Genomic DNA, 15,086 nt, shown 5'->3' on the forward strand with positions numbered 1-15,086 from the left:
TGTCAAGTCATGTTAACTCGGCGAATACAAAGCGCTCGACCCCTCCAGCGTAGACATGCCACACGGGAAGGGTCGAGTCCAATTCGAAATCAGTTGTGCGACAGCCGAAGCAAGTGCCGCGGATTCGCCACGCGCAGCCGGGCAAGTACCGAGGTCGAGATCAGCCGACCAACGGCTGCATCCGAGTACGAGATGACGCCTACCCGAATTCGATCGGCAAGGTCAGCTTCGGATGTGCAATCGAGAGCTGCGAGCAAGTCCGCCAACTCCCCCGTGCTGTCGCCGGCACCGAGCTCCCGTCCTGCTATGCCCAGCAGGTTGACGCAGATCCTCAGCAGGTACCTTTCGCGTTCGTTCACCCCGTCGAGCACTGGAGCAACATCATCGCGAAGAGTGTCGGCGACGAGTTCGAGAATCTCCGACAGGCTCGGACGGTCGTGCAACGACGGAGCCGTCACGTCCGGTAGCGACGCGACGTCGTCGAGCAGACCGAGAATCAGAAGCAGGTCGTACTCGGACTCACACACTCGTCGTCCGATCGCGGCCAGTTCGATGGACTCCTCGGCGCCACCGAGGTGCCGCTGCGACTGGAACTGACTCAGCACCAACCACCGCAGCGTGCCGTACGCCTCCCACCAGTGCAGTTCAGTGTCCGACGGCCGAATGCCCGTGGCGCGTTCATAACCATCGAGTAATTGTTCGCGGGTACCTATCCCCGCGACCGGCAGCTGCGCGCCAAAACGCCACGCGCGCACGCAGAGCCAGCCGAGATCCTCGATCGGATCACCGAGGTGAGCAAGTTCCCAGTCCAGCACTCCGCGAATTCCGGCGCCGTCGACCAACACATTACCGAGCCGAAAGTCGCCGTGTACCAACGCCTCCGGACGTTTGGCCGGCCGGTTGTCCCGAAGCCATCGAAGTCCAACCTCAACGGCGGGACGAGGTTGGTCCATACCCCGGTACACAGCCTCGAGCGCGTCCAACGGGTCGCTGCTGTCGAGCATCCCGAGAGTCCCGGTGTCGGCACTGTGAATCTGTCCGAGCACGTAACCCATGTCCTCGGCGAGATGCGTCCGCACCTCGTCGAACTCGGGATCCCGCTGCAATTTACGCGGGATCGACTCACCGACAACCATGTCCATCACCAGATACGGGGCATCTATGCCCGGTGCCGTATCCCCCGATGCAAGGACAGCCGGAACAGGAACTCCGACTGCGGAGGCTGCCCGCAGGCATGCCACCTCGGCTCGCATCCGGTCGGCGTCGCCGTGCCCGGGTGGATCCCGTCGCAGCACAACGTCCTGCGATCGGCCGTCCACATCGCAAACCTCGACCGCCCAGATCTGACGGCTCGCGCCACCGGTGAGCTGACGAGGTTCGCCGACGGTCATTTCAGCGCCGAAGGCGTCACTGAGCGCAAGCAGGATTCCGTCACCGAGACTGCCGGCAGCGTGAGTCACAGCCATGGCGCGGCACTGGGGTCGCGTAGCAGTCGACGCGCAGTCGACATGCGGTGTACCTCGTCCGGACCGTCGTAGACGCGCGCATAGCGCGCCTGGCGGTACATCCGTTCGAGTGGGGTGTCGGCGGTCAGTCCGAGTGCGCCGTGCACCTGGATGGCGCGATCGATGACGTCGTGCAGCATCCGGGCTCCCCAGAACTTCACGAGACCGATCTGGATTCGAGCATCCTCGCCGGAATCCATCACACGGGCCGCGTCGAGGGTCATCAGACGGGCTGCCTGAATCTGTGCCGCGGATTCCGCTATGTACCGGTGGATCTCGCCTTTCTCGGCAAGAAGCGACCCATGTACGTAGCGAGTATTCGCGCGCTCACACATCAACTCGAATGCGCGCTGCGCCTGACCGAGCCAGCGCATGCAATGGAAGATGCGGCCGGGTCCGAGACGGTCTTGGGCGACGACGAAGCCCTTGCCCCGTTCGCCGAGGAGATTGGCCGCCGGCACTCGAACGTCGGTGAGCCGGACCTCGTAGTGATCGCTGGGGTCGTGGCCCATGGTCGGGATCGACCGGACAATTTCGAACCCGGGGGTGTCGGTCGGCACGATGATCGCGCTGATCCGGGAGTGCCGGGGCGTCGACTCAGGCTCCGTGCGAGCGAAGACCGAGCAGTACCCCGCGTTCGCCACACCAGTGGTGAACCACTTGTGCCCGTTGATAACCCAGGTGTCGCCGTCGAGTTCCGCGTAGGTCTCGATCAGCGTGGGATCGGAGCCTGCGGTATCCGGCTCGGTCAAACCGACCGACGGCAGGAACTCTCCCGCGACGATCGGCGGGATCCACCGCTGCTTCTGCTCGTCGGTGCCGTGCTTGCGCAACATCAAGGTGTCCTGCATGGATACCGAACCGACTGCCAGCTGGCCGAATTCGGACCGTCCGATGACCTCGTTGAGGTAGACGAAGTCCAGGAACGGAACTCCGCCGCCGCCGACGTCTGCCGGGTGCCCGAGCGCCCACAGGCCTAGTTCCTTTGCGCGCGAGCGCAGTTGACCGAGAGTCTTGTGGGCGGCCTCGTCCTCTTTCGCGAGGACGGATTCCACCGGGATCACCTCGTCGTCGATGAAAGCGCGCAACCGGGTACGCAGTTCGGCGATGTCGCCTTCGGGTTGGTTCACAGTCATGAGTGCCTCCTTGTAGCAGCAGCAAGTTGCAGGGGCCGGGTGGCGGCCGAGTCGACGTACTCGTCGATGCGAGTGATCAGTCCGTTTTCGACGCGGACGAACAGGCTGGCCGGAATCTCGAGTGGGCCGTGTCCCGGAAGAGTGCCGCGCACGACGTGCTGTTGAGCAAATCCGTCGGGCAGCATGTAGCGCCGGATGTCTTCGTAGCGGAAGTTCTCGAGGGTGCGGGATAGCCAGCGCAGGGTGCGAAGATTCTCCGCAACCGTCTGCTCCAGCCCGTCGTCGTTATGCCAGATGCGCGCGTCCGGCGAATACAGTTCGGTGAGTGTCGCTTCATCACCACCGGAGACGGCGGCAAAGAAGCGATCTGCGAAGTCCTTCATGCGAAAATGCTTCTCCTCAAGGCAGTTACAGCACACAAGCTACTGTCTCCGACCCTGCCCGCAAGGAGCCGGGTGTTGACAGATGACGTGTGTATGGACAAACTATCCAAGAACATGACATGACTGTCAAGTCACATTCTTGCCCCGTTTCGCGCCATGCCATTCCCCCGAAAGGATCGCAATGAACGCCAATCCGAAGTTCGAATTCCGCGGAATCAATCACCTCGCGCTCGTGTGCTCGGACATGCAGCGCACTGTCGACTTCTACTCGGGAACCCTGGGTATGCCGCTCGTCAAGACGCTCGATCTTCCCGGCAACCTCGGACAGCATTTCTTCTTCGATTGTGGAAACGGAGACACGCTGGCGTTCTTCTGGCTGGCGGATGCGCCCGACGCAGTTCCCGGAATCTCGGCACCGGCCGGACTGCCTGACCGGGACGAACTCGTCAGCGCTGTCGGCTCGATGAATCACGTCGCGTTTGCCGTCCCGCCGGAGAAGTTCGACGAGTACCGTAAGCGACTCAAGGCCGACGGCGTGCCGCTGAGCATCACCCTCAACCACGACGACAGCCCGGAGGGCGCGTCGCGAGAGATCCATGAGGGAACCTTCGTCCGTTCCTTCTACTTCCAGGATCCCGATGGCGTCCTTCTCGAATTTGCTTGCTGGACCAAGGAATTCACCGAGGCTGATGTAGCACACACACCGAAGACCGCCGCAGACCGCACCGTTCCCAGCGCTTCCTGATACCCAAAGATTTCTGAAAACCCGAAAGGAACCAGCATGCCGCGTCTTCGCGAAATCCCCCGCTCCGAGGTAACCGACGAGAAGATCCTCTTCTTCTACGACCGTCTGTTCGGCGCCGACAAGGACCCCGCCGTCGATCACGGCACCATCCACGGCACCCCGGGCGACTGGTGGTCCGTCTTTGCTCAGTCCCCCGACGTGTTCCGCCATGCCGTCAAGGGATTCGCTCTGTACCGCAATGCAGACCTCGATCCACTCCTGCGCGAGCTCGGCCAGGCCCGCGCCGGATACGCACGCGGCAGCCAATTCGTCTTCTCCCAGCACTGCAAGCAGATGCGCTCCCTGGGCATGACCGAGGAGAAAATCGCGGCCCTCCCCCACTGGCAGGTCAGCGACCTGTTCAGCAACATCGAACGTGCCGTCCTCGCATACACCGACGGACTCGTCTACGACGGCGGCCGCGTACCTGACGAGGTATTCGCAGTCCTGAAAACGCACCTGTCCGACAAGCAGATCATGGAACTGACGTACATCACCTGCATGTACGACATGCACGCCACCATCTGCCGAGCTCTGAAACTCGAATTCGACGATCGCCCCGAACTCATCGAGGAAGTTCGAATTCCCGACGGCGTCGTTGTCGCCGACCTGTCCGCCGACCTCTCCGGGGAATGACCCGCTAGTCTTCATGAAGACTACCCACTACGTAAGGACTGAACATGGAACTTGTTGCCATCCTGGAACTTTCATTCAAGCCTGATTCCCTCGATGCCGCACGTACTGTCATGACGCGAGTACTCAAGGAAACACGAGCATTCCCCGGTTGCATTTCCGTGACGACGGTCGTCGACAGCAAAAGCCCCACCACGTGGCGATTCATCGAAACCTGGGAATCGGCCGAGCACGACGCCGAATACCGCAAGTTCCGCGCCGGCGAGGGAGCTATCACCGACCTCGGACCGCTACTTGCCGGTGCACCGTCTCTGACGACGGGAACCGTCGACCCCCAGGTCTGATCGAACGTGCTCAGACGAAGGCCTCCTGTCGCGCAGTCACGACGGGAGGCCTTCGTCGTCACGTCAGTTGGTCGCTTGAACGGCGGTACCGGCAGACTCCAAGTCAGCCCATTGACTGTCATCGACACCGGCCAGCGAGGCGAGGACTTCCCGAGTATGTTCGCCCAGACCAGGCCCCGGCACCGGAGTGGCCGGCTGCGACCGGGAGAACTTAGGTACGACGCCGGCGGCGGGAACTGCAACCCCGAACTGGTTGACGAGGCGGACCACCATGTCTCGCGCGGCATACTGCGGATCGGCGAGCATGTCCGGTGCCGTGTAGATTCGGCCGGCCGGAACACTGTTGTCCTCCATGGTCTTCAACAGCACATCGCCGCTCATCGTCGATGTCCACTCACCGATGATGGCGTCGATCTCAGCCATGTTGTCGCCGCGCGGGCCATGGGTTGCGAACTTCGGATCGTCAGCCAACTCGGGACGACCCATTGCAGTGCAGAGCCGACGGAAGACGGTATCGGCATTGGCGGCGATGATGACCTCAGCTCCGTCCGACGTGGGATACACATTCGACGGCGCCACGCGGGGCAGCACCGATCCCGTACGCCCGCGGGTGATTCCGCCGATTTCATGATCGGCCATCGTTGATTCCATCAAGGCCGCCACTGCCTCGTAGATCGCGACGTCCACTTCCTGACCCCGGCCACTGACAGACCGCTCATGGACCGCTGCAAGGGTTCCGATCACTGCGAACAGAGCAGCCAAGGAGTCCCCGAGGCTGATGCCCACGCGGGTCGGAGGTAGTCCGGGATTGCCTGTCGTGTGACGGATTCCGCCCATCGCCTCACCGACGCTGCCGAAACCTGCATCCGTCGAGCGCGGCCCGTTCTGACCGAACCCCGAGACATGAACGAGGATGACGCGCGGGTTGATTTCCGAGAGGGTCGGGTAGTCCATCCCCCACTTCGCGAGCGTGCCGGGCCTGAAGTTCTCGAGAACGATGTCAGCTTCGGCGACCAGCTTGCGCACCAATTCGCGCCCGTCAGGCTGGCGCAGGTCGATCGCCACCGACTTCTTATTCCGGGCAATCGAGGGCCACCACAGGCTTTCGCCGTCCACCGTGACACCCCACCGCCGCATCGAGTCACCAGATTCGGGCGCCTCGATCTTGAGCACCTCGGCCCCGTAATCGCCCAACAACTGGCCCGCGAAAGGGCCGGCGATGAAGTTTCCCAGTTCGAGCACGCGCAGGCCGCTGAGCGGACCGGAAGTTGTAGTCATGGCGAAATTGTACACAATCTGGCGACAATGCTCGATAATATCCCTGAAACACGCCACTCCTGCATACAAAGACAGAAAGTCTGTCGGGATAGGCTTGTTTCGCATCAAACCCACATCAAACGAAGAGGCACCGTGGCAACCACACCGCAGGCACCGGGTCAGGTCGCCTACTCCCAGATCCGTCAGGCGATCGTCGAAGGACGCTACAAGCCTGGCCAGCGTCTGATCGAACAACGGATCGCCGAGCAGTTCTCGCTGTCCCGCACACCGGTGCGCGAGGCGCTTCGGAGACTCGAGGCCGAAGGTCTTGTGCTCAGCGAGCCGAACCGTGGATCCATCGTCCGAACCCTGTCGGTGGAGGATGTCTCGGACCTGTACGGACTTCGCGCCCGACTCGAGGCGTATGCCGCGGAACTGGCTGCCTCGCGCATCGACCCCGCCACTCAGAAGGTTCTCGACGCGGGGATCGAAGCTTTTGCGCTCGCCCTGACACTCACTTCGGTTGACCCTGTCGAGCAAGTTCGAGCGGTCGACACGGCAAACAGCCAGATCCACCGAGCCATCATGGCCGGTGCAAAGCACGAGCGACTGAGTCGCCTGCTCGAACGGACCACCGACGTTCCATTGGTCTTCCAGGCATTCCGCCAGTACGACCGCGCCCAGACCGAGCGGTCGCACCTGTTCCATCAGCTCATTCGCGACGCGATCGTCGCCGGCGATGGAAGCCGGGCGTCCGCACTTATGCACGAGCACGTCCTTCAGGGCCGCGATGTACTTCTCGCCCACCTCGCGGTAACCAGCAGCGACGAGGTGGACGAGTTGTTCGGCGTCTCAGCGTGGGAAACCGCCGGCGCGGGCGAGCTGGCCGGGAACCTGAGCCCCGAGTACCCCGCCGAGCCAGTCTGACGCCGTGATCAATTCGGGAAGCAGAGCACCCGTGGCGATTCCACTGCGGTCGAGGAGATAGACCAGATCCTCGGTCGCGATGTTGCCGGTGGCATCCGGAGCGAAGGGGCATCCGCCAATTCCGCCGATCGACGAATCCAACACTGTCACACCTGAATCGATTGCCGCGACAGCGTTTGCATAGCCGGTGTTGCGCGTGTTGTGAAAATGGGCGCGCAACCGAATTCCGGGCGCGATCGCCGCGGCCCCTGCGACCAATCGTGCTACCTGGGCAGGCACTCCCACCCCGATCGTGTCGGCCAGCGCGATCTCGTCCACCCCCAACTCGGCCATCTGCCCCGCCAGGGCAAGGACCGCAGACTCGGACACCTCCCCCTCGAACGGACAACCGAACGCGGTGGCGATGGTGGCCGACACCCCGATGCCGGCGGACCGGGCATCGGCGACGAGATCACGCACTATGTGCACCGAGTCCGCGACCGACATGCGTTGGTTGCGCTGACTGAAGGTTTCCGACGCCACGACGACGACGTTGACCTCGTTCACGCCTGCTGCCACCGCGCGATCGAAGCCGCGGCGATTGAGTACGAGACCGCTGTACGAAACATCGTCACGACGAGGCACCCCGGCCATGACGGCCTCCGCATCGGCCATCTGCGGCACCGCGGCCGGGTGCACGAAGCTGGTGGCCTCGATGCGACGTAGCCCGGAAGCAATGGCCCGCTCGATCAGCGCAATCTTGTTCGCCGTCGAAACCTGTACTGCCTCGTTCTGCAGCCCGTCTCGAGGACTCACTTCAACAATCTCCACGGCATACCCTTCCTTTCCAGCGCTGCTCGGCAAGCCATACACTGATCACGAATTATTGTATACAAACCATTTTCCACACCGGAGTCGGCAACATCGCGAAAACCGGTCACCGTCTACACGCCACCACCATTCCACCTGTTGAAATTCAAGTCCGATCATCCAACCGCCTCCGGCATTCGCTTGTGATCCATGGCACTTCTGAGTTAGATTGTGTGCAATTCACGGCCGCTTGATCTCGTTTCGACTGGAGCCCCACATGTTGTACAGCGATCTTCTACGGCGGAACGCCACTCGCTTCCCCCACAAGACTGCACTCGCAATGGATGACGGATCCGATACCCGGACCTACGCCCAACTCCACCAGCGCGCACTACGCCTGGCCAACGGTTTGAGCGGTCTTGCAGCTCCCGGCGACCGAGTGGCCCTGCTGTCCGAAAACAGTCTCGAGTACGTCGAGGCCTACTACGGTGTCCCGGCTGCCGGAATGGTCCTGACCCTGCTCAACTACCGCCTGCACCCCAAAGAGTGGGTCTGGATCCTCAATGATTCCGGGGCTCGTGTGCTGATGGTGGAAGCCAAGTATCTCGAGGTGATCGCTGATTATCGATCCGAACTCACGAGCGTCGAACACATCGTCGTGATCGGCGAGGGCGCAACGGGTTTCACGACCTACGAAAACGTCCTCCAGTCCGCGTCGACGATTGCCCCCCAGCTTCAGATCAGCGATGACGACGATGCCTGGATCCTGTACACGAGCGGAACGACGGGCAAGCCCAAGGGAGCCCGGTTGAGCCATCGCAACCTCAACACCGCTCTGATCCAGTCCGCGATCGAGTACGACCCGCGTCCGGATACCTGCTTCCTCAACGCAATGCCCCTGTGCCACATCGCGGGCTATCTGACCCCGCTGCACCAGTTCCACGGCGGATCAGTGGTGATGATGTCTGGCTGGGACCCCGAACGCTGGATGCAGTTGGTGCAGGACAACCGCGTAACCAGCGGCGGCTTCGCTCCGACCATGATGCAAATGCTTCTCGCACATCCGAAGATCAACGACTACGACCTGAGCAGCCTCGAGTGGATGGGCTACGGGGCGTCCAAAATCCCGGCAGATGTGTTGCGCCAGACCATTGATCGGTTCGGGCCAGTCGTCTATGCGGGCATGGGAATGACAGAACTCGGCGGCAACATGCTCACGCTCGACAAAGCTGCGCATATCCGCGCAGCCAACGGCGAGGAGCACCTGCTCGACGCCGTCGGCAAGCCGATGTCCCTCGTCGATGTCCGCGTCGTCGACCCGCTCGAAAATGACTGCCCCACCGGAGAAATCGGTGAGATCGTCGTTCGAGGTGACCAGGTGACCAACGGCTACTTCGGCAATCCGGAGGCGAATGCCCAGAGTTTCGAGGGCGGTTGGTTCCACACCGGCGACCTGGCACGTCAGGACGAGGAGGGTTTCCTCTACATCGTCGATCGAGCCAAGGACATGATCATCTCCGGCGGCGAGAACGTGTACTCCAGCGAGGTCGAGAACGCGATCTACACCAACTCCGACGTCCTGGGGGCGGCCGTCATCGGAACGCCCGACGAAAAGTGGGGCGAGGTTGTCACCGCCGTCGTCGTCCGCAAGCCCGGCACCACGCTTACCGCCGACGATGTTGTCACCAGCTGCAAGTCGCAGCTCGCCGCCTTCAAGCAGCCCCGCAAGGTCATCTTCATCGACGAAATGCCCCAAACCGTCAGCGGCAAGATTCGCAAGAACGTCCTGCGCGATCAGTTCGCGACCAACTGACGCTAACACCTGCAGCACACGAACTCCCGCAGCACACGAACCGAGGAGACCCCGATGTCTTTCACAGTTGTCACCACCGGACTCAAGTTCCCGGAGGGGCCGGTAGCACTGCCCAACGGCGACGCATTGGTCGTCGAGATTCACCGCGGCACGCTCACTCGAGTCACTCCCGACGGCACCAACACCGTGGTCGCAGAGGTCGGCGGTGGCCCCAACGGCACCGCTATCGGCCCCGACGGCCGCGCGTACATCGCCAACTGCGGCGGGATGATCGCCACCGAAGTGTACGGCTACGTCTTCGCCGGAGGCACCCCCGAGGACTACACCAGCGGCAGCATCCAAGCTGTCGATCTCGAAACCGGCGAGGTCGAGACGCTCTACACCGAATGCGACGGCGTCCCACTCCGCGGCCCCAACGATATTGTCTTCGACGCGCATGGCGGCTTCTACTTCACGGACCACGGCAAAAGTAACGAACGCGGTACCGACCATGGTCGCCTCTACTACGGCACCAGCGATGGTTCATCCATCCGCCTAGTCGCCTCAGAGATGAATGGCCCCAACGGAATCGGCCTCTCCCCCGACGGCACGCGCCTCTACGTCAGCGAGACGTACACCGCGCGGGTCTGGTGGTGGGACGTTACCGGTCCCGGCGAAATCGTCGGTGGCCAGACACTCGCCGGCTCCGGCGGTGGAAACTTCCTCTGGGGTTCGCCCGACTTCCGCTACTTCGACTCGCTCGGTGTCGAAGCCAATGGCAACATCTGCGTCGCATCGCTGGCGACACCCGGTATTTGTGTGATCAGTCCGGACGGCGAATTGGTCGAGTTCGTCAGCATCGACACCGACGGAGATCCCGGCATCACAAACATCTGCTGGGGAGGCGAGGATATGCGAACGGCGTACGTCACCGCATCGAGCACCGGCAAGCTGCTCCGATTCGACTGGCCCCGAGCTGGTCTCGTTCTCAACAACCAGGGTTCCTTGGTCTGACAGTCCCGCACGCCGCATCGTCACCACCAATCGCAGCGACGATGCGGCGTGGAGATATCGTCGAATACTGCGCTGTCTCCGATTCGCCAACGCCGAAGATCGGCTGAAATCCGAGATACCGTGCGGCGCCGCTCCTGCCGAAGATCACGCCGGCGACCCTCGCCGTCGTAGCAGAGCGAACAGCAGCAGATCCGGGTTCCGGTGTAAGTGAATGTCCAGCAGCAGGTTCCCTGTGACTGCGACGACCAATCGAACACCGGGATAGGCGGAAGATCGCAGAGTTCACCGCGATGATCATGGGACGCTTCGATACCCAACTCACGACGAGTCAGGCGAACCCACAGCGGTGCGTGTGAATCAGTACGGGACAAGGCAGTGCCTTTCGGGCTCGTGCGCCCCGACCCGCTATCCCCGAATGAGGACGGACCGGGGCGACGGTTGGTCACCCGCGCCCAGCGCCTGCCGCATAACGACAATCAGTCCAGCAATGCTGCTACCACCAAAAGCGATGCATCCGCATCCCCGCGCTGCCCTCGCATACTCGACGGGGTTTGAGCCAGCGAGCCTTCCGCGACGTCGTGGTCATGACGCCACTCGACAAAGGTCCGGTGCTCGACCATGTGCCAGCGACCGGCGCGACGCTCGAACCGGTCGAGGTACCGACCGCCCGCAACGCCCTCGTAATCCTCACTTCGGCCGTCCCAGAACGCATTTGTGGGAGCTGTGGGCGGAACTCGGTGGTAGGCAGTGACGTAGGTTTCAACTTCAGCGACGTCACCGTCGAATGAAAAGAGCATGTTGCCCGTCTGATGATGAGTGCGCTCGAGGGAACCCATCGACACGCGTGCGTTCTCCACCATCTTCTGCCAGGGCAGCTCGTTTCCGATGAAGACAGTTTTCCCGTCCTCGTGGAATACGCTCGCCATCAGTTCCCAGCGGTTCCGATCCACGGCATGGCAGAAGCGATTGACAACATCGGCGATTTCGGCGCGGTCAACAAGCCGACTGACGTCCGCTCGGCCGAGATCGTTTGTGCGCCAACCCTCGACGACCGATCCTGAGATACCGTCCTCTCGCTGTCCCCGTGCCCGCGCAGTGACAGCAGCCAGGCCGCCTTCTCGCGACGGACGGTGATTGCGCCACTCCGTGAGCAGGCGTCGGTCCGCAATCCGCCAGCGACCGTCGCGGAGCTCGAATCGGTCGATATAGCGAGCACCGAGCATAACTTCGTAAGCCTCGCCCATGCCACCGAACGACCCACCGGCAGGCGCATCATGCGGCACGGCATGGAATGCCGTCACATAGGTCTCGACATGTGCGACGGTCCCGTCGAACGCAATCATGATGTTGCCGACCTGGTGATGCGTCGCGTCGACAGGTTCGAGAAGCGCGGAGCCTTGCGCGACGAATTCGCGCCAACTTCCGCCGATCGAGGACAACCGACAAGTCGCATCCTCGTGGAAAACCGAGTCCATCAACCACCAGCGCCGACGATCCGTCGCATGGCAGTATCGGTGGATCACATCTTCGATTTCTGCTCGGGCAGATAGTGATTCGAGCGTGTACGTAGTGCTCATGTACCTCTGTCCGTCCTACGCTTCGGCAGGCACGCTTGCCGGCAGATCACACGAAGCGGTGCCGTCGTCGTTGAGCACGCACACCGGGCAGTCTTCCAGATCAGCACCGAAGGCGAGATCCGCCGCCTGCACCATCTCGGCAAAAAGCTCCTGGCGCTCAGATCGCGGCACCCGCGGATCCCGCGCCGGACGCAAGCCGAGCTCGATCAGCGTCTCGAGCTGGCGGTAGCCGGCCGTGGTCGGGTCCACGATGGGGACACTCGAGCGGGCAGCGAGGATCTCGGCGACCGGGCTCATGCAGTTGCAACCCAGGATGACCGACTTGGCACCGTCTCGAACTGCGAGTTCGATCTCGACAAGGATGCGCTCGATGATGTCCTCGCGTCCGGCCTTCATCTGAGTGAGGAAATTGTCTTCATCGGCCAGAGTGCTCTGCTCAGCATGGGTCGAGACGTAGCGTACCGAGATGCACTGCCGTCCAACAGGATTATCGCGCAGGAGACGCTCGTAGACGAAGTCCATTGTCTCCGGCCAGATCGTGACGATGCTGAACTTCTCGCCGAGAGCCGCTGCAGCCAGCAGGCTGGCCTCACCACTACCGACCACCGGGATATCAGCAGCGGCGCGTGCGGCAGCCAAACCGTAGTCCGGAACACCGCCGATCATCACTCCGGCGTACCCGTCGCGAGCGGCCCGCATGGCGGCCTCCGCGTAAACAACATCGGAGAGCAAGAGGTCGACCGCGTCGATCGGGGTCACTCGAATCTCCGTGTATACCGACTCGACGGCGTACCCGGGCGCGATCAGGCGATCGGGGACCGGACTCTTCGGGTTGCCAGTATTCATTTCGAGATATGCGATCCGCTTGGTCAACTGACTCTCCTTGATTTCTCAGGTGATTCGAGCCACTTCCAGCGACTCCTGTGATGAGGCTATCAGAAGTACTTTCTACTGTGAAGAATGACGAATCCGACGCCGAGAAGCCCGGAAAAGACTGCGCAACAAACAGATACAACAAAGCCCGGCCAGTACGAAAATCGCACTGGCCGGGCTTCACGAATCCTAGGCGTCCCGGTAAAGATCCCCGTGCTGAACGCGCATGACCTTCTTGTCGAGCTTGCCCACGCTCGTACGTGGAAGCGCATCGACATACAGGATTGTGTCCGGGAGCTGCCATTTGGCAAATGCACCTTGGAGAAGCGCATGGATCTCCGCGAGAACAACGTCCTCACCGTCCGTCGTCACCATGATGACGACCGGACGTTCCTGCCACTTCGGATGCTCGACACCGATCACTGCGGCCTCGGCTACCCGAGGATGCGCAATGATCGCGTTTTCCATGTCGATCGACGAAATCCATTCGCCACCACTCTTGATGACATCTTTGAGCCGATCCGCAAGTTTGAGATAGCCGTTCTCGTCGATGGTTCCGATGTCACCGCTTCGCCAGTAGCCGTCAAGGAATCGGTCGGCATCGTCGTCAAGCTTGTGGTATCTCGCGGTGATCCACGGCCCCTTCAGCAGGACCTCGCCCTGACTCTTGCCGTCGTGAGGCAAGTCGTTGTCCTCGGTATCCACGATCCGCACGTCGACACCGCCCGCGGGAAGACCCTGATAGCGCTTGATGTTCCACCATTCGTCCTCCGACACCTTGCCCTGCAAGGTGACCTTGCGGCCGTAGTTGACAAAAGCCATCGGGGCAGTCTCGGTAGCCCCGTAGGCATGGATGAAATCAGCCCCGGTCAAGTCATGGAACCCACGCATGAGCGAGAGCGCGGGCTCAGTAGCGCCGGACAACAACCGAGTTCGACTGAAGTCCGGCTTGACGTCGAGAGTCTTGATGTAGTCGAGCATCGGCTGGAAGATTGCCGGAGCACCGTTCGCGACAGTGACACCCTCGGCGATCATCACATCCGCCAGCATATTGGTGTCCTCGGCCGAATACCGTCCGGGCAGAACGACCTTGGCCGCGACGTAGACAGCGGACTGCGGCAAACCCCAGGACTGACTGTGGAACATCGGCGTAATCAGCATGACCGCGTCGGCTGCGCTCATCGCGTAGGACGAGGCCTGCGTCAGGGTGTGCAGATAGATCGCTCGATGCGAGTAGTAAACGCCTTTGGGCCGACCAGTGGTCCCGGTCGTGTAGCAAGCACTGTAAGCGGAGCTCTCGTCGATCATCGGCCAGTCGATCTCCGGCGATGCCTTCGCGACGAGGTCTTCGAAATGACGGACATTCGGCAACGTGGTGACGATGTCGGATAAAGGCTTGTCGGACATCACAACCCACGTGATCTCCGGCGCGAATGGCGCCACCGACTCCGCGACACTCAGCAAACTCTCGTCCACCAGAACGACAGACGCACCGCCGTGCGTCGCAACGTAACCAACATCCTCGGGCGCCAGGCGCAGGTTCATCTGCAGCATCACTGCTCCGGTGCCGGGGATCGCCCAGTAGAGCTCGAAATGCCGCTTGCTGTTCCAGTCCAGGATTCCCACGACATCACCGGGCGCGACACCCAGATCGGTCAGGGCGTTCGCGATCCGCTTGATGCGTGCATACGCGTCGGCGTACGTGTAGCGGTCCCATCCCCCGCCACTCGTGCGATAGACGATCTCGCGCTCGGGGTAGTTACGCGCCGAATGACGGATCAACGTGGTCGTGTTGAGCTGATAAGAATCGTCATTCGTCGACGGATGTCCCTGGACAATCGCGGTCATTGCGCACTCCTCGAATCCGGTTAGTTGCGGGCGGCATTGAGGTGCCGGATGCTGACCCAACGCGTGACGCGCATTTGCCCGTGACGCCAAGGAACCTGAACGTGCTGCCTGGACTTTATGTTTCGTGGGTATGCACGCCCATTTACCGCATCATTCTGCATTGCAGAACTTATCTCTGCAAAGAGAATTGCATAGGCCAACAGCCCTAGTCAAGGACGAAGTCC

At 61.8% G+C, this 15,086-nt stretch carries 14 protein-coding genes; 6 read left to right on the forward strand and 8 right to left on the reverse strand.

Annotated features, from left to right (window positions below):
* Positions 1 to 89: 89 nt before the first annotated feature.
* The 3 genes from MTX36_RS16420 to MTX36_RS16430 are packed head-to-tail and all read right to left on the reverse strand — an operon-like array spanning position 90 to position 3,024.
* Complete coding sequence (locus MTX36_RS16420; RefSeq protein ID WP_243620797.1) at positions 90 to 1,466, reverse strand: phosphotransferase family protein; 1,377 nt, start codon at positions 1,464 to 1,466, stop codon at positions 90 to 92.
* A complete protein-coding gene (locus MTX36_RS16425; RefSeq protein WP_243620798.1) occupies positions 1,457 to 2,641 on the reverse strand; it encodes an acyl-CoA dehydrogenase family protein in 1,185 nt (394 codons plus the stop codon). Before MTX36_RS16425 ends, MTX36_RS16420 begins: the two co-directional genes overlap by 10 nt.
* Entirely contained in the window at positions 2,638 to 3,024 is a 387-nt protein-coding gene (locus MTX36_RS16430) for a nuclear transport factor 2 family protein (protein WP_243620799.1), read from the reverse strand. Before MTX36_RS16430 ends, MTX36_RS16425 begins: the two co-directional genes overlap by 4 nt.
* Before the next feature lie 181 nt (positions 3,025 to 3,205).
* On the opposite strand from MTX36_RS16430, the gene MTX36_RS16435 reads away from it, so the two are divergent.
* From MTX36_RS16435 to MTX36_RS16445, 3 genes are read left to right on the forward strand one after another with little or no spacing between them, the layout of a single operon-like run.
* A complete protein-coding gene (locus tag MTX36_RS16435) occupies positions 3,206 to 3,769 on the forward strand; it encodes a VOC family protein (RefSeq protein WP_094271385.1) in 564 nt (187 codons plus the stop codon).
* Between the two features lie 36 nt (positions 3,770 to 3,805).
* Positions 3,806 to 4,444: a carboxymuconolactone decarboxylase family protein gene (locus tag MTX36_RS16440; RefSeq protein WP_243620800.1), complete on the forward strand. Its 639-nt coding sequence runs from the start codon at positions 3,806 to 3,808 to the stop codon at positions 4,442 to 4,444.
* 44 nt (positions 4,445 to 4,488) lie between these two features.
* The gene (locus tag MTX36_RS16445; RefSeq protein WP_243620801.1) at positions 4,489 to 4,785 is read left to right on the forward strand and encodes a putative quinol monooxygenase; all 297 of its coding nucleotides are present in this window, start codon (positions 4,489 to 4,491) and stop codon (positions 4,783 to 4,785) included.
* Between the two features lie 63 nt (positions 4,786 to 4,848).
* Here the strand turns inward: MTX36_RS16445 and MTX36_RS16450 are convergent, their stop codons facing one another.
* Positions 4,849 to 6,063, reverse strand: coding sequence for a CaiB/BaiF CoA-transferase family protein (locus tag MTX36_RS16450; RefSeq protein WP_243620802.1), 1,215 nt, complete (start codon positions 6,061 to 6,063; stop codon positions 4,849 to 4,851).
* Positions 6,064 to 6,195: 132 nt separating this feature from the next.
* On the opposite strand from MTX36_RS16450, the gene MTX36_RS16455 reads away from it, so the two are divergent.
* A complete protein-coding gene (locus MTX36_RS16455; RefSeq protein WP_169634112.1) occupies positions 6,196 to 6,969 on the forward strand; it encodes a GntR family transcriptional regulator in 774 nt (257 codons plus the stop codon).
* Here the strand turns inward: MTX36_RS16455 and MTX36_RS16460 are convergent.
* The gene (locus MTX36_RS16460) at positions 6,895 to 7,764 is read right to left on the reverse strand and encodes a hydroxymethylglutaryl-CoA lyase (protein WP_243620803.1); all 870 of its coding nucleotides are present in this window, start codon (positions 7,762 to 7,764) and stop codon (positions 6,895 to 6,897) included. The genes MTX36_RS16455 and MTX36_RS16460 overlap by 75 nt on opposite strands.
* Positions 7,765 to 8,035: 271 nt before the next feature.
* Here MTX36_RS16460 and MTX36_RS16465 point away from each other — a divergent pair, with 271 nt between their 5' ends.
* Positions 8,036 to 9,571, forward strand: coding sequence for a class I adenylate-forming enzyme family protein (locus tag MTX36_RS16465; protein ID WP_243620804.1), 1,536 nt, complete (start codon positions 8,036 to 8,038; stop codon positions 9,569 to 9,571).
* 54 nt (positions 9,572 to 9,625) lie between these two features.
* The gene (locus tag MTX36_RS16470; protein WP_243620805.1) at positions 9,626 to 10,564 is read left to right on the forward strand and encodes an SMP-30/gluconolactonase/LRE family protein; all 939 of its coding nucleotides are present in this window, start codon (positions 9,626 to 9,628) and stop codon (positions 10,562 to 10,564) included.
* A 476-nt stretch (positions 10,565 to 11,040) separates the two neighbouring features.
* On the opposite strand, the gene MTX36_RS16475 is transcribed toward MTX36_RS16470, so the two are convergent.
* The 3 genes from MTX36_RS16475 to MTX36_RS16485 all read right to left on the reverse strand — a co-directional run bounded on the left by MTX36_RS16475 (position 11,041) and on the right by MTX36_RS16485 (position 14,862).
* Positions 11,041 to 12,141 carry a nuclear transport factor 2 family protein gene (locus MTX36_RS16475; protein ID WP_243620806.1) on the reverse strand — a complete coding sequence of 367 codons (1,101 nt, stop codon included), beginning with the start codon at positions 12,139 to 12,141 and terminating at the stop codon, positions 11,041 to 11,043.
* A 15-nt stretch (positions 12,142 to 12,156) separates the two neighbouring features.
* Positions 12,157 to 13,014, reverse strand: a complete 858-nt coding sequence (locus MTX36_RS16480) for an aspartate/glutamate racemase family protein (RefSeq protein ID WP_243620807.1) — start codon at positions 13,012 to 13,014, stop codon at positions 12,157 to 12,159.
* Between the two features lie 189 nt (positions 13,015 to 13,203).
* Positions 13,204 to 14,862 carry a long-chain-fatty-acid--CoA ligase gene (locus MTX36_RS16485; protein WP_243620808.1) on the reverse strand — a complete coding sequence of 553 codons (1,659 nt, stop codon included), beginning with the start codon at positions 14,860 to 14,862 and terminating at the stop codon, positions 13,204 to 13,206.
* Positions 14,863 to 15,086: the final 224 nt, after the last annotated feature.

Source organism: Rhodococcus sp. ARC_M6, from assembly GCF_022810305.1.
Lineage (GTDB): Bacteria > Actinomycetota > Actinomycetes > Mycobacteriales > Mycobacteriaceae > Rhodococcus_F.